Annotated in this window: 21 protein-coding genes and 3 pseudogenes; 10 read left to right on the top strand and 14 right to left on the bottom strand. The window is 50.2% G+C overall.

What is annotated here, in order from left to right; genetic code table 11:
* From Q366_RS21795 to Q366_RS17490, 5 genes and pseudogenes are all read left to right on the top strand, one after another.
* Positions 1–291: pseudogene (locus Q366_RS21795) on the top strand (hypothetical protein); the annotation flags it as partial.
* 154 nt (positions 292–445) lie between these two features.
* The gene (locus Q366_RS17480) at positions 446–1,540 is read left to right on the top strand and encodes a metallophosphoesterase (RefSeq protein WP_051958133.1); all 1,095 of its coding nucleotides are present in this window, start codon (positions 446–448) and stop codon (positions 1,538–1,540) included.
* 79 nt (positions 1,541–1,619) lie between these two features.
* A complete protein-coding gene (locus tag Q366_RS22440) occupies positions 1,620–1,841 on the top strand; it encodes a DUF362 domain-containing protein (protein ID WP_169742987.1) in 222 nt (73 codons plus the stop codon).
* 154 nt (positions 1,842–1,995) lie between these two features.
* Positions 1,996–2,928 carry a DUF362 domain-containing protein gene (locus Q366_RS17485; protein ID WP_245620004.1) on the top strand — a complete coding sequence of 311 codons (933 nt, stop codon included), beginning with the start codon at positions 1,996–1,998 and terminating at the stop codon, positions 2,926–2,928.
* A 14-nt stretch (positions 2,929–2,942) separates the two neighbouring features.
* Positions 2,943–4,583: a 4Fe-4S binding protein gene (locus tag Q366_RS17490; RefSeq protein WP_035241509.1), complete on the top strand. Its 1,641-nt coding sequence runs from the start codon at positions 2,943–2,945 to the stop codon at positions 4,581–4,583.
* Between the two features lie 200 nt (positions 4,584–4,783).
* Here Q366_RS17490 and Q366_RS17495 read toward each other — a convergent pair whose 3' ends face one another.
* The 3 genes from Q366_RS17495 to Q366_RS22210 all read right to left on the bottom strand — a co-directional run bounded on the left by Q366_RS17495 (position 4,784) and on the right by Q366_RS22210 (position 7,889).
* Entirely contained in the window at positions 4,784–5,917 is a 1,134-nt protein-coding gene (locus Q366_RS17495) for a DUF362 domain-containing protein (RefSeq protein ID WP_035241511.1), read from the bottom strand.
* Between the two features lie 279 nt (positions 5,918–6,196).
* A complete protein-coding gene (locus tag Q366_RS17500) occupies positions 6,197–7,300 on the bottom strand; it encodes an alpha/beta hydrolase (RefSeq protein WP_035241514.1) in 1,104 nt (367 codons plus the stop codon).
* 22 nt (positions 7,301–7,322) lie between these two features.
* The gene (locus tag Q366_RS22210; RefSeq protein ID WP_035241516.1) at positions 7,323–7,889 is read right to left on the bottom strand and encodes a sugar O-acetyltransferase; all 567 of its coding nucleotides are present in this window, start codon (positions 7,887–7,889) and stop codon (positions 7,323–7,325) included.
* A gap of 304 nt (positions 7,890–8,193) precedes the next feature.
* Between Q366_RS22210 and Q366_RS17510 the strand changes: the two genes are divergently transcribed.
* Positions 8,194–9,075, top strand: coding sequence for an AraC family transcriptional regulator (locus Q366_RS17510; RefSeq protein ID WP_035241519.1), 882 nt, complete (start codon positions 8,194–8,196; stop codon positions 9,073–9,075).
* 106 nt (positions 9,076–9,181) lie between these two features.
* Here the strand turns inward: Q366_RS17510 and Q366_RS22030 are convergent.
* A pseudogene (locus Q366_RS22030) lies at positions 9,182–9,382 on the bottom strand (IS3 family transposase); the annotation flags it as partial.
* A gap of 341 nt (positions 9,383–9,723) precedes the next feature.
* Here Q366_RS22030 and ispG point away from each other — a divergent pair.
* From ispG to Q366_RS17535, 4 genes are all read left to right on the top strand, one after another.
* Positions 9,724–10,818, top strand: coding sequence for a flavodoxin-dependent (E)-4-hydroxy-3-methylbut-2-enyl-diphosphate synthase (gene ispG / locus Q366_RS17520; protein WP_035241522.1), 1,095 nt, complete (start codon positions 9,724–9,726; stop codon positions 10,816–10,818).
* The gene (gene proS, locus Q366_RS17525; protein ID WP_035241525.1) at positions 10,802–12,307 is read left to right on the top strand and encodes a proline--tRNA ligase; all 1,506 of its coding nucleotides are present in this window, start codon (positions 10,802–10,804) and stop codon (positions 12,305–12,307) included. The genes ispG and proS overlap by 17 nt, the downstream gene beginning before the upstream one ends.
* 32 nt (positions 12,308–12,339) lie before the next feature.
* Entirely contained in the window at positions 12,340–14,508 is a 2,169-nt protein-coding gene (locus Q366_RS17530; RefSeq protein WP_035241527.1) for a RelA/SpoT family protein, read from the top strand.
* A 340-nt stretch (positions 14,509–14,848) separates the two neighbouring features.
* On the top strand, positions 14,849–16,168 hold the full coding sequence (locus Q366_RS17535) for a PhoH family protein (protein ID WP_035241563.1): 1,320 nt from the start codon (positions 14,849–14,851) through the stop codon (positions 16,166–16,168).
* A 227-nt stretch (positions 16,169–16,395) separates the two neighbouring features.
* Here Q366_RS17535 and rpmB read toward each other — a convergent pair whose 3' ends face one another.
* From rpmB to Q366_RS21810, 10 genes and pseudogenes are all read right to left on the bottom strand, one after another.
* Positions 16,396–16,590 (bottom strand): 50S ribosomal protein L28, encoded by a 195-nt coding sequence (rpmB, locus tag Q366_RS21040; protein WP_020589339.1) that lies wholly within the window; start codon positions 16,588–16,590, stop codon positions 16,396–16,398.
* An 82-nt stretch (positions 16,591–16,672) separates the two neighbouring features.
* Positions 16,673–17,347: an outer membrane protein assembly factor BamD gene (locus Q366_RS17545; RefSeq protein ID WP_035241532.1), complete on the bottom strand. Its 675-nt coding sequence runs from the start codon at positions 17,345–17,347 to the stop codon at positions 16,673–16,675.
* Between the two features lie 2 nt (positions 17,348–17,349).
* Positions 17,350–18,264: a thioredoxin-disulfide reductase gene (gene trxB, locus Q366_RS17550; protein WP_035241535.1), complete on the bottom strand. Its 915-nt coding sequence runs from the start codon at positions 18,262–18,264 to the stop codon at positions 17,350–17,352.
* Between the two features lie 11 nt (positions 18,265–18,275).
* Positions 18,276–18,602, bottom strand: coding sequence for a thioredoxin (trxA, locus tag Q366_RS17555; RefSeq protein ID WP_035241538.1), 327 nt, complete (start codon positions 18,600–18,602; stop codon positions 18,276–18,278).
* 200 nt (positions 18,603–18,802) lie between these two features.
* On the bottom strand, positions 18,803–19,378 hold the full coding sequence (gene rbr / locus Q366_RS17560; protein ID WP_035241542.1) for a rubrerythrin: 576 nt from the start codon (positions 19,376–19,378) through the stop codon (positions 18,803–18,805).
* Positions 19,379–19,404: 26 nt separating this feature from the next.
* Positions 19,405–19,878 (bottom strand): Fur family transcriptional regulator, encoded by a 474-nt coding sequence (locus Q366_RS17565; protein ID WP_035241545.1) that lies wholly within the window; start codon positions 19,876–19,878, stop codon positions 19,405–19,407.
* A 160-nt stretch (positions 19,879–20,038) separates the two neighbouring features.
* Positions 20,039–20,509 (bottom strand): MarR family winged helix-turn-helix transcriptional regulator, encoded by a 471-nt coding sequence (locus Q366_RS17570; RefSeq protein ID WP_035241548.1) that lies wholly within the window; start codon positions 20,507–20,509, stop codon positions 20,039–20,041.
* Positions 20,509–22,953, bottom strand: a complete 2,445-nt coding sequence (locus Q366_RS17575) for a homocysteine S-methyltransferase family protein (protein ID WP_051958135.1) — start codon at positions 22,951–22,953, stop codon at positions 20,509–20,511. Before Q366_RS17575 ends, Q366_RS17570 begins: the two co-directional genes overlap by 1 nt.
* A 7-nt stretch (positions 22,954–22,960) precedes the next feature.
* Entirely contained in the window at positions 22,961–23,599 is a 639-nt protein-coding gene (locus Q366_RS17580) for a hypothetical protein (protein ID WP_156968218.1), read from the bottom strand.
* 50 nt (positions 23,600–23,649) lie between these two features.
* Positions 23,650–23,908: pseudogene (locus tag Q366_RS21810) on the bottom strand (hypothetical protein); the annotation flags it as partial.

Below are 23,908 nucleotides of genomic sequence, written 5' to 3' on the forward strand. Positions count from 1 at the left end.
CGTCATGCCTTGGCGCCTCTGGTGAGAAAAACCCAGTGTTTCTGTAAGGATCGGGCCCAAATGAGACGGCGTGTGACCTTCTTTCAAGCCTTCTATAATTTTGCCAGGCCACATATGAGTTTGCGCTTACCTTTGTCTGAGCAGGAAACATCCGCCTTGGGATTGATTCACCCCAAGTGGCAACATCGAACCCCTGGAATGGCTGCCGGACTGACGAATCATGTTTGGACATTTCGAGAGCTTCTGACCGCTAAATTTGAGCCGTTTCATAATCAAAGTATTAGCGGGTGAGCACCTCCTGTTGAAAGTGAATGTAATATACAATATGGATTAGATATATACCGGATATAACAAGATTCCCTGCCAACACCCCTGCAGGGTCAGGAAAGTGATATGCGACTTGCACTGCCTTCTTTGATTCTTTTCAGCTACGTTATGGTGAGCCTTGTCTGGCCAACCCCATGCCGCCCCCCAGGTTAAAGCTGTTGCCGCTGCCGCGCTTCTTTGCATCAGCCTGAAATATGTCATTTATGAAAAATGTTTCGGCTCCTTCATTGCTCCGGCCATCCCGGGCCGACTGATGATAGGGATGGAAATGCTATACGGCACTATGGTCATTTTATGCTTTTTGCTCTTTATCAAAGACTGCACCGCCCTGATCCTCTGGGTGAGCCGCTGCCTGGGGACAACATGGGTATTGCCCTTTTCTCACATCGCCAGGAGCACCGGAATCCTGATTCTCTCCCTTGGTTTAGGGTCCTGGAGTGCATGGCAGGCGGTCCGTGTGCCGGATATCCGCACCGTTGAAATTCATCTGCCCCGGATGGACAGGCATCTGGACGGCTTTTCCATCGTCCAGCTTTCAGATCTTCATATCGGGTCCCTGCTCAACAAAGCCTGGCTGGAAAAGGTTGTGGAAAAGACGAATAGCCTGGCTCCGGATCTGATCGCTGTGACAGGCGACATGATTGACAGCTATCCTGAAAATCTGAAAGGAGACGTCGCCGCCTTGGGACTGCTCTCATCCAAGTACGGCGTTTTTGGCGTGGCAGGCAACCATGAGTATTATTTCCGGGAAAAAGAGTGGCGGATCGTGTTTGAATCCATGGGAATCACCATGCTGAATAACGGGCACAGAGTCGTGACAGACCAAAGCGGGGCAAAAATTGTTGTTGCCGGGGTTCCCGACCCGGCGGCAAGTCGGTTCTCCGGGGAAGGGCCTGATGCGGCCAAGGCGATGCAAGGCGCTCCGGCCAATGCGACCCGAATCCTTCTGTCCCACCGGCCGAACGTCGAATCAGGCAAGGCGAGAGCAGATATACAACTATCTGGTCATACCCATGGAGGCATGTTTTTTTTCCTGAAGATCCTCCTGGCCCATTTTAACGGGGGACTGGTTTGCGGACTCTATAATTTAGATGGAACCCAGCTTTATGTAAGCCCCGGAACCGGTCTTTGGGCGGGTTTCTCTTGCCGGCTTGGCGTCCCTTCGGAAATCACCCGGATTGTGCTCAGAAAGCGTCAGGCCATAGCCGACTGACTCACTTTATCGCATGTGCCTGGATGCAGGGCCAGGGAGATCGGGCTGTTCAAACAGACGGGCGGCGCCTACCGGCACCATGAAAAACATGATGGGGCTGACCTCGTCCTCGACCAACCATTTTTTTCATTTCGGCTCAGGATCCAGCGGCTGGTACGATGATCCCGAATTCCTGTCCCAGTGCATCGCCGATGTAAATCTGGTCCGAAGGCCAGATCTGAGTGTATTCGACGGTTTACGAATCAGGCCAGAAAGGATAATCTTTATTCCATGTCCGGCCGGAACGGTGAACCCATCTTAATCCAGGAAGCATCTCCGTATATTGTCGTCGCCATCGGCCCGGATGATTCGGATAAGGATAAGGCCGCAAAAGTATTGGAATGACTGGTGCGCAAATTATCAGATAAGTCCCATGAATAAACCCAAGCAACCTATCATTTAAGGAGACATGCCCCATGGATAAAATGGATAGAATGAACCGGCGGGATTTTTTGAAAAAAACCATCGGCGGCGGGATCGCCGCAGGCTCCACCCTTGTCTTCCCGGGGGTGGAAAAACTTCTGGCCGCACAGCAGGGTGCAGCCTATGACCTGGTGGCGGTCCGGGGCGGGGGACCTGACCGGATGTTCGATGCCGCCATTGCCTCTTTGGGCGGTATGCAGACCTTCGTGCCCAGGGGAAGCCGGGTACTGGTCAAGCCGAACATCGGCTGGGACGTGCCGCCTGAAAGAGGCGGGAACACCCACCCGGCCCTTGTGGGACGAATTGTCGAGCAGTGCCTGGCCGCCGGGGCCAAAGAGGTCACCGTGTTCGATCACACCTGCGACAACTGGCGGCGCTGCTATACCAACAGCGGCATTGAAGCGGCTGTAAAGGCAGCCGGCGGTAAAATGGTATCCGGCGACAGTGAAGGCTACTACAAAAGCGTTTCCGTACCCCAGGGACAGCGGCTCAAGGAGGCCAAGGTCCATGAGGCTCTCCTGAACGCGGATGTCTTCATCAATGCGCCGGTCCTCAAGCACCACAGCTCCTCCATGGTCACCATCGGCATGAAAAACCTTATGGGCGTGGTCTGGGACCGGTGGTACTGGCACCGCAACGACCTTCACCAATGTATCGCAGACTTTTCCTCCTTCCGTAAACCCGATCTTACGGTGGTGGATGCCTATAACGTTATGAAACGCAATGGTCCCAGGGGTGTGTCTGTCAGCGATGTGGTATCCATGAAGGCCCAGGTCGTTTCCCTTGACCCCGTGGCGGCCGATGCGGCCGGGGCAAAACTCTTCGGTTCAGACCCCATGGACATCCGCCACATTGAGATCGCCTCCCGGATGAATCTCGGCCAGATGAACCTTGAAAAATTGTCTATCAATCGAATTAAAATTTAGCGGATACGATTTAAATGACACGCCGCCTTCTCAAACCCCTGCGGGTCTGCATTGCCCTGGCCTTTTTCCTGCCAACGGTCCTTCTCTTTCTGGATATATGGGAAATCGGGATAAGGGCAGTGGCAGGCAAACTGCTTTTTTTCCAGTTTGTACCCTCTGCGTTCAAATTCCTAAACCATCCGGCTGCCGGGGCTGCCGGGTTTATCGTCGTTCTGATGATCACCCTTGTGTTCGGCCGGGTCTACTGCTCGGCAATCTGCCCCTTCGGGATATTCCAGGACCTGGTCTCCCGTCTTTTTTCAAACAGGGCAAAGACCCGGGATAGGAAAAGGCGGTCTGCCAGAACCAAATATTCTCCGCCCCGCAGCATCCTGCGGTATACGGTGCTGATGGCGACCCTTCTGCTCCTTTTTTCAGGATCCGGTCTGCTGCTCAACCTGCTTGATCCTTTCAGCAGTTTCGGCAGAATCCTCTCTAATCTGTTCCGCCCTCTTGTCATCTTCCTGAACAATTTGGGGACGCCTCTGGCAGAGGCGACAGGAATCCATACCCTCTACCGTGTCCAGTGGCCGGTTTTTGCGCAGGTCTCACTTGGCGTTGCCCTGGCCACCCTGGGGACGGTAGGCTGGATGAGCGTCCGGCACGGCCGCCTTTACTGCAATACGCTGTGCCCTGTGGGAACCCTGCTGGGCCTGGCCTCAAAATTCTCCCTGGTAAAAATTAATATTGATATCGGCTCCTGCCGGTCCTGCGGCCGGTGCCAGCAGGTCTGCAAGGCCGGATGCATTGATGTTAAAACAAAAAGCGTGGATGTCAGCCGCTGTGTTTCCTGCTTTAACTGCCTTTCTGCCTGCCCGGATCAGGCCATGGTGTTTCGATCTGATTTTCAGTCAAGTTTCCAGCCCAATGATCAGTCCAATCATGAATCAGACCGGCAGACCCGCCAAGGAAAAGACGCTGTCCGGGACCGCAGGAATTTCGTACTCGCCCTGGCAGCCGGGACCCTTGGCATGGCCGCAAGCCGTGCTCATGCCGCATCCGAGTCCCTGCCGGTTCAGGCCAAGCCCACCACCATCCCCGAAAATAAAACCAACCCGCTTTCCCCTCCCGGTTCGGTCAACATTGCCAGATACACCTCCATCTGCACCGCCTGCCATCTATGCGTTTCTGCCTGCCCCTCCCGGGTACTTGTGCCGTCTGTTTTTTCCTTTGGCCTGTCCGGGATGATGCAGCCGCGGATGGATTTCAACGCCGGCCACTGCAACTATGACTGCACGGTCTGTTCGAATATCTGCCCCAGCGGCGCCATCCAGCCTCTGTCCAAGTCGGAGAAACAGCGCACCCAGGTCGGCGTGGCAAAATTTATTAAGGAAAACTGCGTGGTCTATACGGACAACACCAACTGCGGAGCATGCTCGGAACACTGTCCCACCAAGGCGGTGCACATGGTGCCTTACCTTAATGCGGCCGGCCGCAAGCTAGTCATCCCTGAGGTGGACGAAACCATCTGCGTGGGCTGCGGCGGGTGCGAGCATGCCTGTCCCACAAAGCCCTTCAGGGCCATCTATGTGGACGGCAACCCAAAGCACAAAACAGCCCAAAAGCCGAAGGAAAAAAAGATGGAGACGGATACGGGTGAGGATTTTCCTTTTTAAAGAGACGTGAATTGGGTTTCAATAATAGATAAGATGAGAAGGCTGGAACCCTCCGTGATATAATTTCACGGTAAGGGAAATTTAAAGAAGGAGGGGCCAGCCATGAAAAAAGAAAACGTCACGATTGGAATGGATTTGGGGGATCGAAATCACATCGTTGTGGTTTTGGATGAAACAGGAGAAGAAGCGAGGAACCTGTTTTATTTGATCCTTATCAGATCATATTCCCTGGTGCCCAGTCCTATTTTTTCAGCATGAGCCAGGCAGGAGCGCCATTCTGTTTCAGGCCGGTTATTGGCAAAGTGGTCGTGATGATCCTTGAAATCCTCCTTGGCCAGGTTTTCAGCCAACTGGCTGCCGGGAAGCGGGTCTGCCGCCTGACAGGCATCGACACAAGCCTGATCCAGGGCCAAAGGATCAAAGGAGGCAAACATACCCAGGTTGGGGAGGATGGGCACATCGTTTTCCCCGTGGCAGTCGCAGTTGGGTGAGACATCCACCACAAGGGAAATATGAAAGCAGGGCCGCCCGCCCACCACAGCTTTGGTATATTCCGCCATGCGACAGTTCAACTGCTCCACGGCTGCATCGAAATCAAAGGCAATGGCGTCAAAGTTGCACGCACCCAGACAGCGGCCGCAGCCGACGCAGTTATCCAGGTTTACTTTCATTTTTTTTGTTTCTGCGTCAAAAACGAGGCCGTCATTGGCGCATTCTTTTTCACAGGCAAGGCATCCCCGGCAAAGGTCTTCATCAATCTGGGCCTTACCGCTGCTGTGCTGTTCGGTTTTGCCGGCTCTGGAACCGCATCCCATGCCTATGTTTTTGATGGCTCCGCCAAAACCGGTGACCTCGTGTCCCTTGAAATGGGTGAGACTGATAAAAACATCTGCATCCATAATGGCCCGGCCGATTTTGGCCGCTTTGACATATTCGCCGCCTGCCACAGGAACCTCAATGTCGTCGGTGCCCTTCAGTCCATCTCCGATGAGAATGGGACAACCCACGGTCAGGGCGCTAAAACCGTTCTCCCAGGCGCATTCCAGATGTTCCAGGGCATTTTTCCGACTGCCAGGGTACATGGTGTTGCAGTCGGTCAGAAAGGGTTTTCCCCCCATTTCTTTGACCACGTCAGCCACAGCTTTTGCATAGTTTGGGCGAAGATAGCTGATATTGCCCAGTTCTCCGAAATGCAGCTTGATGGCGGCAAACCTTCCGGCCATGTCAATCTCTCCTATCCCGGCTTTCTTTATGAGTTTTTTTAGTTTTGTTGGCAGTCCGTCCCCAAACGCTTTGGTGCGGAAATCAGTAAAATAAACCTTTGCTTTTTCCATAGTTTTCTCCTGTTTGCCTCTCATTTTCGATTTATTTCTTTTCATAACAGCATTGGATATCAGTCTCAAAGATTGAATTTTAAATAATACCACACCATAGAGTTTAGGGAAAATTTTAAAGCCTATCGGGGCGTTACCCTGCAGGGCACATACCGATAAAGGGGCGTGCCCATGGGATCTCTGTAATACCCAAGAGATTATGGTTAGTATCATTTTGGATCTTTTTGTTTGCATAGCATAACGCCTGCGTTATTCAGCGCAGGCGTTATGGTGATCTCCCTATTTTTGAGTTGCCTTGAGATTTTCTTCAAAGAAGGACTGAATCTTGCCAAACGGAATCTTGTCCATTTGGTCATATAAATCGACATGGTCTGCATTGGGCACGATCAGCAATTCTTTGGGATCGGAAGCCATCTTGTAAACGTCCTCAGAGTAGTATCGAGAATGGGCGTTTTCACCTGCGATCAGCAGAATCGGGCGTGGCGCAATCATCTCGATGTTCGCGTACATCGGGAAGCTGAAGAAGGACATCGGGGTCGTGGCAGTCCACGCCGTCGTCGAATTGATACCCCTCGGATGAAAACCGCGTGGGGTCCTGTAGTAGTTGAAGAATGCAGCCAGAACAGGGTCTGGATTTTCGGGCAAGGTTTCAGGCAACACACGCTGCCCTTTCACGATATTGCCCTTGTCGTCAAACGGCACCTCGTGATAGCCGAGTGCATACTCGCCGCTTTCCGCGTCTGCCCATCTCTGTTGGCTCAGGTAGTCGATGACCTTTTGGCGCTGCTCCATTGTGTAGCTGTCTTTGTAGCCGCGACTCATGCTGCGGGACATGTCATACATGGAAACTGTGGCGAGCGCTTTGATACGCGAATCGCTGGTGGCGGCAGTCAGTGCCATGCCGCTGTAGCCACAAATGCCGATGACGCCAATGCGGTTGCGGTCAACAGTCGGTTGCAAGCCGAGGAAATCCACGGCAGCGCTGAAATCCTCACTGTTGATATCCGGAGATGCGATGTTGCGCGGCTCCCCACTGCTTTCCCCGGTATATGAGGGGTCAAACGCCAGAGTGACGAAACCGCGTTCGGCCATGATCTGCGCGTATAAACCCGATGATTGCTCCTTCACAGCACCAAAGGGACCGCTGACGGCAATTGCTGCCAATTTGCCGGTGGCATTTTTGGGCTGGTACAAGTCTGCAGCCAGGATGATGCCATAGCGGTTCTTGAAAGTAACTTTCTGGTGATCAACCTTTTCGCTCTTGGGGAAGGTTTTATCCCATTTGGTTTCGAGAGAGAGGTCTTTTGCTGATACAGGGGTGTTGGTCATGGTCCATGCTCCAATCATTGCGGCAATCAAGCCGACGGTTTTCCAGTTGTTCATAGTTGTTTCTCCTTTACGTTTTTTACTCAATCATCTTGATAACTTTTGCAGGCACTCCTGCGACGACAGCATTTCCGGGAACATCTTTGGTAACAACGGCACCGGCCCCGATGATAGCGTTGTCACCAATCGTCACACCGGGAAGAATCGTCGCATTTGCACCGATCCATACGGTTTTCCCGATAACGATGGGAAAGGGATAGGTTACTTGCCTTTTCTCGGGAGCAACTCCGTGATTCAATGTAGCCAGGACAACATTCTGCCCAATTTGCGTCCCGTCACCGATGGTAATTCCGCCACGATCTTGGAAGGTGCAGCCGGTATTGAAAAAGACATTTTTCCCTATCGTGATATTCTTTCCGAAATCCGTGTAGAAAGGGGGGAACATAAAAAAAGAATCGTCAATGTCTTTCCCCGTCAATCGCGAGAACAGCGCTCGAACCTTATCCGGTTCATGGTACGCCCCATTCAATTCCGCCGTAATGCGCAATGCTTCGTTACTGTACTGAACTAAAAGCGCGTGCGCCTCTGTCCCACCAGTAATCGGATCACCTCGTTTGATCAGTTCCATAAATTCATTTTTATTCATAATTTATTCCATCTTCTGCATGAAAGGTCTCCAGGCAAACGTCCGTCATAGTTCGGCCTTGAGCACTTCAATAATATCCGCCTCGGTCACGCATATTCATCAGGTAACAGTTGGTAATAATCGTTCATTTCATCCTCCTTGTCTGATTTTTTCATTTTCTGTTAATAAATATAGTGCCCTGGGTGCTGTCCGTGAATACCTGTTCCTCTCAAAAGCTTGCCTATTTCTGCTTGGCTATTGAACTTCAGGTGGTTTTTCGTTATTTATATTGCCAAAAATGACATTTGAAATAGGAGGTGCTTTCATGTCCAAGATTGCTGAACTGTTACAAAGCTTTCCGATAATCGATGACGGAACATTCCCGTCCCGGCTCGACGGTGTGTTTGTATTTCAAGAGACAAAGCATATCCCAAAGAGACAGACAGTTTATAGACCCAGCATATGCATCGTTGTTCAAGGCCATAAGATTGCCTACTTGGGTCGTGAAAAGTTTCGCTATGACCCAAACCATTACCTGGTGGTTTCAGTTGCCATGCCCATGGAATACGAGACCTTTGCCAGCCCTGAAGAACCGGTGCGCGGTCTCGTCATAGATATTGATCTCGGCCAGTTACGTGACCTGATCGGTCGAATTGATCTCGTAACGGAGATCGGCAATGGCGGTGACAGATCATTGCCACGTGGGGTCGGCCCGGCAGTCATGGACGAGGATATGCTGAATGCAATGACAAGGCTGATCAAGTGTTTGCAATCAGAGACGGAAGCAGAGATTTTAGGACCAGCTCTCGTGCGGGAAGTCCTTTATTGGGCTCTTTGCGGTACCCAGGCATCGGTGCTCCATTCGCTGGCCATGTATAGTGACACGTTTTCCCAAGTGGCGCGTGTCTTGAATAGCATACAGAACGATTATGCAGAGAAGCTCAATGTAGAACAGTTGGCCAAGGCGGCCCATATGAGTGTCTCTGCCTTCCATCGCGCTTTTAAAGATATCACTTCCGATTCTCCTCTACAGTATTTGAAGAAAATCAGGTTAACCAAAGCAAGAGATTTCATGATGCAGAAAAAAATGAAAGCCTATATTGCCGCCGACAAGGTTGGGTATGAAAGCCCCTCCCAATTTAGCCGTGAATTCAAGCGCTACTTTGGCCAAAGTCCTGCCGACTTGATGCGAGAATTACGTTCTTAAAATCCTAACAGCAAAAACTGAACTTATGAAAATTTCGAGAACAACATCGTATGCTTATCTTCGGGAATAAAAACCTGACCTGGTCAAGTAAAAGTGGACACTTTTGTTAAGCGGCTTTTTTTAAAAACCACAGTTTTTCAAATTCTTTTGGACTGATATATCCCAAATAGGAATGACGTCTGTTGCAATTGTAAAACATTTCGATGTAATCAATGACGTCTCTCCGGGCGTCCTCTCGGGTCATGTAGTTTGTAAAAAAGGCCCTCTCAGTCTTCAAACTACCGAAAAAGCTCTCTGCCACGGCATCATGAAGAAATACGGCGTACAGCATCAGTCCTGGGGCCCCTTTGCTGAGGGACGCAAGGATATGTTCACCCATTCGTCCATCAAGGCTATTGGTGACAAGTACGGCAAGTCTGTAGCCCAGGTCATTTTGCGCTTTCTGATTCAAAGCGATGTGGTTGTAGGATAGGAAGACGCTTTTTGTCAAGAAAAGTATTAAGGATAATTAAATTTGCCCTGGCCGGCCTGTCATCAACATCTTGAAAAAACCTGTCCCGGTATGATAATTTATTGGGTTACAACGATATGCTTGCATCTGAGAATTGCGATGCAGGCATTTGCATTTTTAAAAAAAGGAGTTAGTTTATGCCGCTGCTCAAAGAACGCCGGACAACCCGGCAGATAACGGTGGGCTCACAACCTGTGGGCTCCCTGGCACAGGTTTCGGTTCAGTCCATGACCAACACCCAGACCCAGGATGTGCAAGCCACTGTAAATCAGATATTGTCCCTGGAAAAGGCCGGGTGCGAAATTGTCCGGGCAGCCGTGCCGGATATGGAAGCGGCAAAGGCGTTAAAAAAAATCAAAGGAAAGATTCACATTCCCTTGATTGCCGACATCCATTTTGACTGGCGTCTGGCCATTGCTTCGGCCGAATCCGGTGTGGATGGACTGCGGATCAATCCGGGCAATATCGGCACGGCCGACAAAATAAAGGCTGTGGTGGATTGTGCCAAGGCCCACAAGCTTCCCATCCGCATCGGGGTAAACGGCGGATCTTTGGAAAGGCAGATTGAGAAACAATACGGTGTGACAGCCCGGGGCATGGTTGAAAGTGCCCTTGCCAATATCCGGATTCTGGAGGATCTGGGGTTTTATGATATTAAGGTATCCCTGAAGGCTTCGGATGTGGAACGAACCGTGGAGGCCTACCGGCAGCTTTCTTCGCTGACCGATGTGCCCCTTCATGTGGGTGTCACCGAGGCGGGTGGTCTTTATGCCGGCATCACCAAGTCCGCCATCGGCATCGGGATACTGCTGTCCGAAGGGATCGGGGACACCATCCGGGTCTCCCTGACCCGGGACCCGGTGGAAGAGATCCGCACCGGATTTGAAATTTTACGGGCATTGGGTCTGCGCCAGCGGGGTCCGGAGCTGATCTCCTGCCCCACCTGCGGGCGGTGTAAAATAAACCTGTTTAAAATTGCCGAACAGGTAGAAAAAGCTTTACTTGAGCGTTCGGCACAGATTAAAGTTGCCATTATGGGATGTATGGTGAACGGCCCCGGAGAAGCCAAAGAAGCGGACATCGGCATTGCCGGCGGCGACGGCAGGGGAATTTTGTTTAAAAAGGGAAAAGTCATCCGCAAAATTGACCAGGCGTGTCTTGTGGATGAACTGATAAAAGAGATTGACGCAATGACCTTAAACGCGGAGGATGTAAATGGGAAAGAAAGTTAAAACAGCCATCACCCCCACACGGGAAGAAGATTATTCCCAGTGGTACCAGGAGGTGGTAAAAGCCTCGGACATGTCGGAAAATTCGCCGGTCCGCGGATGCATGGTGATCAAACCCTGGGGATTTGCCATCTGGGAGAACATCCAGCGCCAGATGGATGCCATGTTCAAGGAAACCGGGGTAAAAAACGCCTATTTCCCATTATTTATTCCCCTGAGCTACCTTGAAAAAGAGGCTGAGCATGTGGAAGGCTTTGCCAAGGAGTGCGCGGTTGTCACCCATCACAAGCTGGAAAAAGGCGAAGACGGCAGGCTTGTCCCGGCCGGAGAGCTGGCCGAACCGCTGATTGTCCGGCCCACATCCGAAACCATTATCGGTGAGTCCATGTCCAGGTGGACCTCATCCTACCGGGATCTGCCCATTCTTTTGAATCAGTGGGCCAATGTGGTGCGCTGGGAAATGCGCACCCGTATGTTTCTGCGCACCAGTGAATTTTTATGGCAGGAAGGGCATACGGCCCATGCCACCAAAGCGGAGGCCATGGAACGTACCCTTCAAATGCTGGACATTTACGCCAGGTTTGTTGAGGAGCGGCTGGCCATGCCGGTAGTCAAAGGCCGCAAAAGTGAATCCGAACGGTTCCCCGGCGCTGACGACACCACCTGTATTGAGGCCATGATGCAGGATAAAAGAGCGCTTCAGGCCGGCACCTCCCATTTTCTGGGCCAGAATTTTGCCAAAGGCTCCAACATCAAATTCCAGAATGAAGAAGGCCAGGACGCCTATGCCTGGACCACATCCTGGGGAACATCCACCCGGATGATCGGCGGCATGATCATGGTGCATTCCGATGATGACGGCCTGGTGGTGCCTCCCCGTATTGCCCCGGCCCATGTGGTGATCCTGCCTATTTTCAAGAAAGGGACTGACAATTCCGATGTCCTGGAAAGCGCTGAAGCACTTAAAGCCGCTTTAAGAGAGCAGACCTTTTACGGCCTGCCCGTGGAAGTGGAGATCGACAGCCGGGACATCGGCGGTGCCAGGGGCTGGGACTGGGTGAAAAAAGGCATTCCCGTGCGCGTGGAACTTGGTCCAAGGGATATTGAAAACAACAGCGTGTTCATGGCCCGCAGGGATACCGGTGAAAAAAAGGGGATGAACAGAGACGCGTTTATAAATACCATTGCCGACATTCTGGATGACATCCAGAACACCCTGCTCCGGCGCGCCCAAGCCTTCCGGGAAGCCAACACCTTTTCCATGGATGAAAAAGCCCAATTCTACGATCTGTATAAAAAAGCAAAAGGGTATCACAACGGTGCGTTTGTCCTGGCTCACTGGTGCGGATCGGCCCAGTGTGAAGAAAAAATAAAACAGGATCTGTCCGTAACCATCCGGTGCATTCCCTTTGACAGTCCTGACGAAGCCGGAACCTGTATTTATTGTGGCGCCAAAAGCGGCCGACGGGTCCTGTTCGCCAAGGCCTACTAAACTTGGGACAAAGCAAAGCCGGCGGAAATTAAATGATTCGAATCACCGACATATTGGACAAAATCTATGAATACAGTCCGGATGCGGATGTTTCGCTCATAGACAGGGCATATATCTACTCGGCCCAGGTTCATGACGGACAGGTCCGCCTTTCAGGAGAACCCTACCTGTCCCACCCCCTGGAGGTGGCCAATATTCTGGCAGACATGAAGCTGGACATGGAGAGTATTGCTGCGGCCCTGCTCCATGATGTCATTGAGGATACCCCTGCCACCAAAGAAGATATTACCCATATGTTTGGCCCCGGGGTGGCCCATATTGTGGAGGGCGTGACCAAGCTGTCCGCCCTGCATGCGGCCACCAAGGTAGCCCAGCAGGCAGAATCCCTGCGTAAAATGATCCTGGCCATGGCAGATGATATCCGGGTGGTACTTATCAAGCTGGCAGACCGTCTGCACAACATGCGGACCCTTAAATACCACAAAAAGCCTGAAAAACAGGCTGCCATCGCCCAGGAAACTCTGGATATCTATGCACCGATTGCCGCACGTCTGGGCATCTTCTGGATTAAAAATGAGCTGGAAGAAATCGCCTTTTTTTACACCCTGCGGGAAGAACATGATCGAATCCTGACCCTGGTCAATAAGGCCAAGGACGAGCAGGAAGCGTATATCAAAGAGGTCTCAACCTCCCTGCACTATAAAATGGAGGAGATGAATCTGCCCTGCCAGATCAAGGGACGGTTTAAGTCCTTTTACTCCATTTACCAGAAAATGTTGTCCCAGGGTCTTGAGTTTGATGAGGTTTATGACATCATTGCCTTTCGAATCATCCTGGACACCATTCCCCAGTGCTATGCGGCCATGGGAGCGGTTCACTCCATGTGGAAACCCATCTATTATAAAATAAAGGACTATATCGGCAATCCCAAGCCCAATATGTACCAGTCCATCCACACCACGGTAATCGGCCCCAAGGGTGAGCGGGTGGAAATCCAGATCAGGACCCATGACATGGACCGGGTGGCAGAGTCCGGCATTGCAGCCCACTGGTCATACAAGGAAGGCACCAGGATTGATGAAAACACCGGTGAACTGTTTGCCTGGATCCGGAATCTTGTGGAGAACCAGGAAAACCTCAAAGACCCGGATGAGTTCCTTGAGAATGTACGCATCGATCTCTATCCCGGAGAAATTTACGTGTTTACGCCGGCAGGAGAGATTAAGACTCTGCCCAAAAAAGCCACACCCGTTGACTTTGCCTACCGGATTCACACGGAGGTTGGGGCCCAGTGCACAGGGGCCCGGGTCAACGGCAAGCTTGTACCCCTGTCCCATGAACTGCGTACCGGCAACACCGTTGAAATCATAACCACCAAAGGACACCACCCCAACCGGGACTGGCTCAATTTTGTCAAAACAGTCAAGGCAAAGACAAAAATCAGGGCCTATATCAATGCCCGGGAAAAGGAGCGAAGCTATTCCCTGGGACGGGAAATGTGTGAGAAAACATTCAAAAAACGCAGCCAGAATTTCAATGCCCTGATCAAATCAGGTGATATCGGCAGGGTGGCAGAATCATACGGGTTCAAAACGGTTGACGACCTGATCGCCCATGTGGGATTCGGACAACTGACAGCGCTTCAGGTGCTGAACCGGGCTGTGCCGGAACTTGAAAAAGAAAAAGATTCAGAAAATGCCGATGATGCCCTCATTGAAAAAACCGTTTCCCGGCCTTTGGACAAACGGGCCACCGGGGTTATTGTAAAAGGGCTCAATGATATTCTGGTCAAGTTCTCAAAATGCTGCACCCCCCTGCCCGAAGACCCCATAATCGGGTATATCACCCAGGGCCAGGGAGTCGCCATCCACCGGAAGAACTGCATTAATATTTTAAAAATGAGCAGTGAACGGGTTATTGACGTCGAATGGGCCAGTGGCATCAAGGAATCATACCCTGCGTCCATCTGCATCAAGACAGACGATCGCCACGGCCTTCTGGCCGACATTGCCGCTGTGATTTCAAAGGCCGGTATCAATATTTTAAATGCACACTCGGAAACATCGGATGAAGGCATCGGGGTTTTTTATTTCACCATCATGGTGGAAAGTTCCGGGCAGCTTAACAAAGTCATGGCAGAACTTCGCCGGGTAAAAACCGTCAACGATGTTAAACGGGTCGTCCTCACCGAAGAAAAATAATGAAGCACCGTTCCAAGGCGTTTTAATTCAGGGCCGCTTTGGGGCACGGTCCTCACAATTGTAATACTCGTGTTCCTTCATCATTTCCTAACCAAAATTTTTAATAATTGGGTATACAACAAAGCATTTTTTATTTATGGTCAAGATAGCCGGATCTAATTTTCTTTAATCAATGTGGCCCGGCCCGAACATTAACGCTTTAGCCTGGAATATTATGGTAAGCTTTCAATTTACCAGCCCCCGCCAGAAGACCGGAAAAGAAAGGTCCGGTACCCACCTCCTCGCCCCCAAGCAACACCTGAATCCACCCCGACACCTTAATTTTAATGCGGAGATCTGTATGAAAAAAATCTTTATCCTGGATACCAACGTCATCCTGCATGACAGCGGATGCATTCATCAATTCAAAGACAATGACATTTATATTCCCATTACAGTGATTGAGGAACTGGATAAATTTAAAAAAGGAAACAATGTCATTAACTGTAATGCCCGGGACTTTTTAAGGACCCTGGATGCATTGTCCAGTGATACCATGCTCAACGGCGGGGTTCCCATTGATAACGGAAGCGGAAGTATTGCCATTCGCCTGGACACGGCCCTGGATCCCATCATTAAAAACAACTTTAATGAGATCACCCCGGATGTCAGAATAATAAACATTGCCTATTCCATCGCCAAAGAAAACGGTTTCAAGAATGTCGTTTTTGTAACCAAGGATGTGAATCTGCGCCTGAAAGCCCGGTCCATTGGTTTGAAAACTGAAAATTACAACTCCCAGTATGTTGAAAACATCTCCGAGATGTACACCGGCATGAAGGTGGTGGAGAACATCAGCTCCCAGGTACTGGACGAACTGTACCAGAAGCCCTATGAAACCGGTACCGCAAGCCTGGGACGGGATGTTGCACTCTTTGCCAATGAAAATGTGATATTGAAAAATGGCTCCAAGTCCGCCCTGGCCTATTTTGACGGCGCAAGCCAGACCGTGAAACTGATCCAGCCCCGAATCTGCTACGGCATCAAACCGCGGAACTCGGAGCAGACATTTGCCCTGAATGCCATGCTCAATCCGGATATCTCCCTTGTCACCATTTCCGGCAAGGCCGGTACCGGTAAAACCCTGCTGGCCCTGGCAGCGGCCCTGGCCAAAAAGCAGTTCTACCGCCAGATTTTCATAGCCCGCCCCGTGGTCCCGCTAAGCAACAAAGATTTAGGGTTCCTTCCCGGAGATGTGGCATCCAAGCTGGATCCATATATGCAGCCCCTGTATGACAATCTCGCTGTTATCCAGAATCATTTTAGTGAAAACGGTTCCAATGGGAAAAATATCAAGGAGCTGATAGAAGAGGAAAAAATCGTTATCACACCGATTTCATATATTAGGGGCAGATCCATTGTACGGGTGTTCTTTATCGTGGATGAGGCCCAGAACCTGACACCCCATGAGGTGAAAACCATCATCACCCGGGCCGGAGAGGGCACAAAAATTGTTTTTACAGGGGATATCTTCCAGATAGACCATCCCTATCTGGACACCCAGACCAATGGGCTTGCCTATATCATAGAAAAGATGAAGGGCCAGACCCTTTATGCCCACATCAATCTTGAGAAGGGTGAGCGTTCTGAGTTAGCGGAGCTGGCCTCCAAAATTCTATAAGCAAGGCATTTTTGCCTCACCTGCGGCATTACAGTCCCGTCGCGGTAGGGACAACCACCGCAAAAAACACCTTGCCTACTCCCCTTCTTGAAACAGAAAAATTCCGGCATGCTCACACATACCGGAATTTATTGATAATATCTTTAGTGCCTGTACGGCAGCGGTGTTTGGACGAAAAGTTGCCCTGATGCAAGGCCCAGATGGGTGACTTTTCGGTCAAACACTATTTAAGAGGCTTTGGTTACTTTTCCCGCCTTAATGCAAGAGGTGCATACATCAATTTTTCTAACGCAACCGGGCTTAATCACCGCACGAACTCTCTGGAGATTGGGATTGAAGCGCCTTTTATTCAAATTATGGGCATGGCTGACATTATTGCCGACCATTGGCTTTTTTCCACAAATTGCACATTCTTTTGACATAATTTATACTCCTAATAAAATCGCTCTATCAAAATTAAAACCCAGCATGAATACAATAGATTAAAATAAAAGTAAAGGTTTTCTATTTTTTTTCGTTATCGGATTTGACCGCTTTAAGATGCTCAGACACCGTGGGAATTTTTTCAAGGGCGATCTGGCTTTGATCGGTTCCTGCATAGTTTTCCACAATATATTGGTAGCGTTTCAGTGCAGCCTGGTATTTCTTTGTTTTATTATAGAAATTGGCAACATACAACTCATGGCTGACAATATTGTCAATGCAGGCATCAACATGCGCCAAAGCTTCCTGGGTGTATTCACTGTCCGGGAACAACCGAATCAGCCTTTCAAACTCAGCCATGGCATTTTTCGCAGGTGTTGCATCCCTGTCTATGGTGTCAATCTGATTAAACCAGCACATGGCGACCTGATTGATAATATAGGGAACCGCCTCATTTTTGGGATGCATTTTCTCAAAGTTTTCATAGGCAGCAATCGCTTCGGGATATTCCTTAAGATGAAAATGAGCATCGGCAATCTTTAATTCCGCCAGAATGGCATATTTACTGAACGGATACCAGTCTTTAAGATCCGTATACGCCTTGACCGCAGCCGCGTAATCCTCATTCATGAATGAAGCTGCACCTTCCGCTGCCAGCTGCTGGGCGTTTTTGTTCATCTGCTGATGTTCTTCTTCAAACAGGGAACACCCTGACAGCAAAAAAAAGACCAATCCTGCAATGAGAAATTTATTCATTTTTATAAGCTCTCTACATAATGCTCTGCACTGACCGCAGCCACAGCACCATCTCCCACAGCCGTTGCAATCTGGCGTAAAGGCGTATCCCTGACATCACCGACCGCGAACACACCGGGCACGTTTGTCTGCATTCTATTGTCCACAAGAATAAAACCGCCCTCATCGGTCTTCACATCACCTTTTATAAATTCGGTGTTGGGCAGAATACCGATCCAGAGAAAGCAGCCATTTGCCTCGATTTCAGACGCTTTGCCGGTTTTTAAATTTTTTATATTCACTTTTTCAACGCCGTAAACGCCATCCATTCCCGTTACGACACTATCCCAGAGGAATTCAATTTTGTCGTTGGAAAAAGCTCTTTCCTGAAGAATTTTGGTGGCCCGCAATTCATCCCTGCGATGGACCAGGTATACTTTTTTAGCAAACCGGGTGAGAAAAATGGATTCCTGAACCGCTGTATCCCCGCCCCCAACGGCCACCACCACTTTGTCCCGGAAAAAAGGCCCGTCACAGGTGGCGCAAAAGGAAATCCCTTTACCCATGAACCTGTCCTCGCCAACCCCGGGTTTCCTGGGCGATGCGCCAGAAGCAATGATCAGGGACTTGGCTTTAATGTGTTTGTTCTTAAGAATGACTTTCTTGATCTTCCCGGAAAGATCAAGTCCCTGAACCTCTGCGGTTTCAATGGTCAACCCCAGGGCCAAAGCCTGTTCTTTTATTTTTTCGGCCAGGTCAAACCCGGAAATGCCTTCGGGAAAACCGGGGTAATTTTCAATCCAGTCCGTTACAAGAATCTGACCGCCGGGGACAGCTTTTTCAATCAGCAGAACATTCATCCGGGCCCGGGCCGCATACAGACCTGCAGTCAGGCCAGCCGGCCCGGCGCCGATGATCACCAGATCATACTCACTCATTGGAACTCTCCTTAAAGAATGCTTTTGATTGCCTCTTCAAGTTTTTCCTTTGCCACCATGCCGGTAATCTGGTTAACAACCGCCCCATCCTTTAAAAAGATAAGGGTTGGAATGGCCTGTACATTATGTTTACTGGGGCTTATGGGGTTATCATCCACGTTGACCTTGGCAAAGGTGACCTGGTCACCGAATTCACTGGCCAATGCTTCAAGGGTCGGGCCAATGGCTTTGCACGGACCGCACCAAGGTGCCCAGAAATCCACCATAATCGGCTTGTCAGACGTTTTTAACAGTTCGTCAAAATCTTCATCAGTGAGGTCAATAATATTTTCCGCCATAGCTATTTCCTATTTTTAGGTTAAAATTGTCGTAACTATACGTTCATAATCGGCTTTTGTCAATTTTGTTTGGACACCGAAAATCAGCATTGCTGTTGACACCTGTTTGAACGAAAAGTTACCCGTCTGCGCCTTGCATCCGGGCAACTTTACGTTCCAATACAGGTTTGTGTTCAGGCACTATTCAGTGTTTGAACGAATTACCAGTTTTCACCAAGAACCTCAAAATGAGCCTGGGGATGGGCACAGGCCGGGCACATTTCAGGCGCTTGTGTTCCTTCATGCAGATAACCGCAGTTCCGGCACCGCCAGGTGACCGGGGCATCTTTTTTGAAAACCGTGCCTGCCTCGATATTGGCAGCCAGGTCATTGTATCTTTTTTCATGCTGTTTTTCAGCAACAGACACCATCTCAAAAACCATGGCAATGGCATCAAAGCCTTCTTCCCTGGCAATGGAGGCAAACTCCGGATACATATGGGACCACTCCTCATATTCTCCGGCTGCAGCCCCTTTCAGATTTTCCAGGGTTGTACCAATAACACCGGCAGGAAAGGTGCCGGAAATTTCAAGTTCTCCGCCTTCAAGAAATTTAAAAAACCGCTTTGCATGCTCTTTTTCCTGGTCGGCAGTTTCGGCAAAAATTGCAGAAATCTGGACATACCCTTCCTTTTTAGCCTGGCTGGCAAAATAGGTATAGCGCATTCTTGCCTGGGATTCACCGGCAAATGCGGTGAGCAGATTTTTTTCTGTTCTGGTTCCTTTCAGACTTGCCATAAGTAAAATCTCCTTAAATTCATTGTTTATATGCGGTGCTTTACCGCAACCAAAGTTAATTTTTTACCTGCCATTTTGCTGCGGCACTGGTCACAATAACCTGTAAGGCAGATCCTTTTTCCCGTGATTAAAAATTTTTCTTCCATTTCCCGGGGCAGGACCAGGCTGTCCAAGGGGTCTGCCTGGAAGGAATCTGCCTGGAAATCAAAAATTTTGCGGCATGATACGCAGTAAAAATGATGGTGCGCTTCCCGATTGGGATCAAACCGTCTGGAATCACCATGGCCTTCCACCACATCAATCATGTGGGCTCCTGCAAAGGTCACAAGCGTCCTGTTCACTGTATCCAGACTGAGATTCGGAAATAGTTTTTTGACCTCCTTGTGAATCTGTTCTGCACTAGGATGGGAAACCGATGCTGTTAACGCCTTATAGATTGCTACGCGCTGGGGCGTAATTTTCAGCTTGTTTTCTCTGCATTTTTCGAAGAATAGATCCAACCCGATGTCCTTTTAGAAAAATATTAAATAGGATTAAATCCTATTTAGGTGAATTAGTCAATGATAATCCGGCATTTAAATTCGGCTATTTTATGCTTCCGTTTGGGAAGAACTTTGCAAATATCCGGGTTAATGGGCTGCTTAACGATTGTATGGGGCGTTATTTTTCAGGTGAATCCGGGTTGTTCAGGCGATCAAAATTTGTAAATATATTATTGATGGTTGCCCTGCACCGGATCATTTCATCCGGATCTATTCCCTGCTCGGCTTCAGCTAACATCTCTTCTACAAACCCGATAAGATGGGGCTTTAATTCCTTGGCTTTGTTTGTAAGATAAATAAAGTTGCTGCGTTTATCATTTCGGTCAGGAATCCTGAGTACAATATTTTTTTTCTCAAGCCCATTTAAAAGGCGGGTAACGGCGGCTTTGTCTTTAACGGCGATCCGGGCAAGGGCCTGCTGGGTCTGGCCGTCCTGGCGGTAAAGATGGACAAGGAGGCTCCACTGCTCGTAACTGACATCAATTCCGGCGTCCTGAAATTTTTTTGACAGCCGCTTGATGATTGCCCGGGACAACCGGCCCACAAGATAGCCAATGGATAAGTCAATAATGTTGTTGTAGTTGTCCACTATCTTTTGTCCATGCAGATCCGGGCCGCCACATTGACTGCTTCAACACCGTCGGAGGAATATTCCGCGCCAATGGATTCGGCCCACTCCCGGGTCACCACGGCACCGCCCACCATGACCTTGCATTCAAGCCCGTTCTCCTTTGCCAGGGCAATGACCTCGGGCATGCGCACCATGGTGGTGGTCATCAGGGCAGACAATCCGATCAGATCAGCCTTGTGGGTCTGGGCCGCCGCAATGATATTTTCAGCCGTGACATCCTTGCCCAGGTCAATCACATCAAACCCGAAATTTCTGAGCATCAGTACCACGATGTTTTTTCCGATATCGTGGATATCCCCCTGGACCGTGGCAAAGACCAGGGTGCCCTTTTTTTCATTGCCACCAGAGGCATTGAGGGCGGGTTCAAGAACGGCAAACCCGTTTTGCATGGTTTCGGCACTGGCAATGAGCTGGGGAAGAAAATACTTTCTTGCATCATAGTATTCCCCCACGGTCATAATGGCCGGGATCATCTTTTTTTCCAGCAGTTCGGACGGGGCAATCCCCTTTTCAAGGGCTTGATTACAAAGCCTTTCAATATCCTCCCTGCGGCCCTGGATCACCGCGTCAACAATCTGGTCTTCCACGGGCAGGTCCGCTGTTTTTGGGGAGGAGGCCTCTTTCTTTTTATCCGCATTTTTATCTTTGGCAAACCGTTTTATATATGACAGGGCATCCTGGTCCCGGCCGGTTAAAACATCCGATGCCGCCTTGGTATTCATCAAAAGCTCATGGGAAGGGTTGGCAATGGCCCAGGAGAGCCCGGCACCGGCAGCCATGGCAAAAAATGAGGCATTCACCCACCCGCGTTCGGGTAGCCCAAAGGAGATGTTGGACAACCCGAGAACCGTGCCAAACCCCTGTTGAGACGCCCATTTAACAGTTGCAAGGGTCTCTTTGGCAGCTTCGGGATTACTGGATACGGTCATGACCAGGCCGTCCACGATCAGATCTTTGTTTTTATACCCATAGACTGCGGCCTGTTCGGCAATTTCAGTAACTAATTCTTTTCTTCGTTCTGCCTTGTCCGGCAACTCATTGTCGGCCAGGGGCAGTACAATGAGCATGGCCCCATACTTGGCCGCCACCGGCAAAAGTTTTTCAAGCTTCTCTTTTTCGGCTGAAATTGAGTTGATCAATGCCCGGCCCGGGTAGTAGCGTACGGCAGCTTCCACCACATCCGGATCCGAAGAGTCAATGACCAGGGGCAGATTGACCACGGGAACCACACTTGAGATGATATCTAAAAGGGTCTGTTTTTCATCAATCCCGGGCATCCCCGCATTGATGTCCAGCAGGTCGGCCCCGGCCGCAGCCTGGTCCCGGGCCAGCTTGCGCACATAGGCCATGTTTCCCGCTTTCAGTTCCCCTTGCAGGATTTTTTTTCCGGTGGGGTTGATGCGTTCACCGATAATGCGGATCGTACTCTTTGAATTCGTAATCAGGGCCTGGGTAGCCGAGGAAAGCATGGCCGTTTCCACCGGCTTTATTTCCAAAGGAGAGAGTCCTTCCATGCCCCGGGCCAATTTGGCAATATGTGCGGGGGTGGTACCGCAGCAGCCCCCCATGATATTGACGCCGGCTTCGGCAAAGGGCCGGGCAAAACTGCTGAACTCATCTGCATCCATGGGGAATACGGTTTCGTTATCTTTTATGACGGGCATCCCCGCATTGGGTTTGGCCATCACCGGAATCTGCACCATCTTTCGGATACGCCGGATGACATCAAGCATCTCTGTGGGGCCGGTGGAGCAGTTGACGCCCACCACATCTGCCCCCAGACTTTCAAGGGTGACGGCCATGGCCTCGGGGGTGGTGCCGTTTAAGCTGTGCCCGGTTTCATCAAAGGTCATGGACACCATGGTAAACCCGCCGCAAAGCTCCTTGACCGCAAGCAGGGCTGCCCGGCTCTCCTGGATATCAATCTGGGTTTCGATGACAAAAAGATCAACGCCGCCGTCAATCAGCCCTTTTACCTGGCGTTTAAATCCCTGGATGGCCTGTTCAAACCCAAGGTCGCCAAATGGCATGATAAATCGGCCACAGGGACCGATATCCCCGACGATGAGCGGGCGAATGCCTTCCCGGGCCGCCAGCTCATCTGCCGTTTTCACCGCATTTTCTGCAATTTGGCAGTTGATCAGCTCAGTTTGATCTGCGGCACCGAACTCTTCAAGTTTCCAGGGAGTGCCGCCAAAGGTGCAGGTGTAGAGCATATCTGACCCTGCCCGGGCATAGGCGCGATATATGTCGGCCGATACATCGGGATTCTCCACGGACCATAGTTCCGGGCTGACTCCCGGCGGCAGGCCGCGTTTCTGCATCTCGGTACCGGTGGCACCGTCCAGGATAAGAATTCGCTTTTTAATAATGTCCAGTATGGTTTTGTCTTTTTCTCCCACGTTGTCTCTACCCCCCTGTCACTTTAGATATGCCGCAAAAGGCGGTGACGCTTTTTTCCGGCATCAGAATACAGGTTTGCGTCATGGTCACCCCAAGCGTTTCCATTTTGAGAATATGATATATGTCTGCCTGGAACCGGATGTCAAAATCCCCATAACCGGCAGAAAACCGTTTTAATTTCAATGTCCTTCGTTCCCGGACCAGCTCTTTGTTATACAATGCCATCAGCCAGTCAAATCCTTCATCGACAATTTCAGACGCCGCAGCATCCACGATCACAGCCCCGGTCATCCTTTTGTCTTTCTGAAGCTGTCTGATCTCATCTGCAACAGCCTGGCCACCGGTAATGCCCATAATGAGCAACTGGTCAGCCCCCCCGAGAAACCGGGTAAACCTTTCGCTTTCAAACACTGTATCGGATTGCTTTAAGGCAACGGTTTTGTTCCCGTGGTCAATCTGTATATCTCCGATACAGGCCGTAGCCTTGAGATGTATATGATCTGCCGCATAGGTGATCCATCTGTCCACCTCGGACATCATACGTTGTGAGACCTCGTTTTGGCGGCGCTGATACCCCAGGCGTTTAAGGATCTTATACCGCGGTACTTTTAAGGGAATGTACGGAAACGTTCTAAGCTGCTGCATGCGGTTAATATACCAGTTTTTTTTTATTATGAAAGTATTTTCACTGGTGCTCACCCGCTATTACTTTGATTATGAAACGGCTCAAATTTAGCGGTCAGAAGCTCTCGAAATGTCCAAACATGATTCGTCAGTCCGGCAGCCATTCCAGGGGTTCGATGTTGCCACTTGGGGTGAATCAATCCCAAGGCGGATGTTTCCTGCTCAGACAAAGGTAAGCGCAAACTCATATGTGGCCTGGCAAAATTATAGAAGGCTTGAAAGAAGGTCACACGCCGTCTCATTTGGGCCCGATCCTTACAGAAACACTGG

It is taken from the genome of Desulfobacter vibrioformis DSM 8776, assembly GCF_000745975.1.
In the GTDB taxonomy this organism is placed as follows: domain Bacteria; phylum Desulfobacterota; class Desulfobacteria; order Desulfobacterales; family Desulfobacteraceae; genus Desulfobacter; species Desulfobacter vibrioformis.

Excerpts from the sequence above, each read along its gene's own strand:
- Q366_RS22440 (WP_169742987.1), top strand. The coding sequence starts at position 1,620 with ATGAAAAACATGATGGGGCTGACCTCGTCCTCGACCAACCATTTTTTT.
- Q366_RS17485 (WP_245620004.1), top strand. The coding sequence starts at position 1,996 with ATGGATAAAATGGATAGAATGAACCGGCGGGATTTTTTGAAAAAAACC.
- Q366_RS17490 (WP_035241509.1), top strand. The coding sequence starts at position 2,943 with ATGACACGCCGCCTTCTCAAACCCCTGCGGGTCTGCATTGCCCTGGCC.
- Q366_RS17495 (WP_035241511.1), bottom strand. The coding sequence starts at position 5,917 with ATGGAAAAAGCAAAGGTTTATTTTACTGATTTCCGCACCAAAGCGTTT.
- Q366_RS17500 (WP_035241514.1), bottom strand. The coding sequence starts at position 7,300 with ATGAACAACTGGAAAACCGTCGGCTTGATTGCCGCAATGATTGGAGCA.
- Q366_RS22210 (WP_035241516.1), bottom strand. The coding sequence starts at position 7,889 with ATGAATAAAAATGAATTTATGGAACTGATCAAACGAGGTGATCCGATT.
- Q366_RS17510 (WP_035241519.1), top strand. The coding sequence starts at position 8,194 with ATGTCCAAGATTGCTGAACTGTTACAAAGCTTTCCGATAATCGATGAC.
- ispG (WP_035241522.1), top strand. The coding sequence starts at position 9,724 with ATGCCGCTGCTCAAAGAACGCCGGACAACCCGGCAGATAACGGTGGGC.
- proS (WP_035241525.1), top strand. The coding sequence starts at position 10,802 with ATGGGAAAGAAAGTTAAAACAGCCATCACCCCCACACGGGAAGAAGAT.
- Q366_RS17530 (WP_035241527.1), top strand. The coding sequence starts at position 12,340 with ATGATTCGAATCACCGACATATTGGACAAAATCTATGAATACAGTCCG.
- Q366_RS17535 (WP_035241563.1), top strand. The coding sequence starts at position 14,849 with ATGAAAAAAATCTTTATCCTGGATACCAACGTCATCCTGCATGACAGC.
- rpmB (WP_020589339.1), bottom strand. The coding sequence starts at position 16,590 with ATGTCAAAAGAATGTGCAATTTGTGGAAAAAAGCCAATGGTCGGCAAT.
- Q366_RS17545 (WP_035241532.1), bottom strand. The coding sequence starts at position 17,347 with ATGAATAAATTTCTCATTGCAGGATTGGTCTTTTTTTTGCTGTCAGGG.
- trxB (WP_035241535.1), bottom strand. The coding sequence starts at position 18,264 with ATGAGTGAGTATGATCTGGTGATCATCGGCGCCGGGCCGGCTGGCCTG.
- trxA (WP_035241538.1), bottom strand. The coding sequence starts at position 18,602 with ATGGCGGAAAATATTATTGACCTCACTGATGAAGATTTTGACGAACTG.
- rbr (WP_035241542.1), bottom strand. The coding sequence starts at position 19,378 with ATGGCAAGTCTGAAAGGAACCAGAACAGAAAAAAATCTGCTCACCGCA.
- Q366_RS17580 (WP_156968218.1), bottom strand. The coding sequence starts at position 23,599 with ATGCAGCAGCTTAGAACGTTTCCGTACATTCCCTTAAAAGTACCGCGG.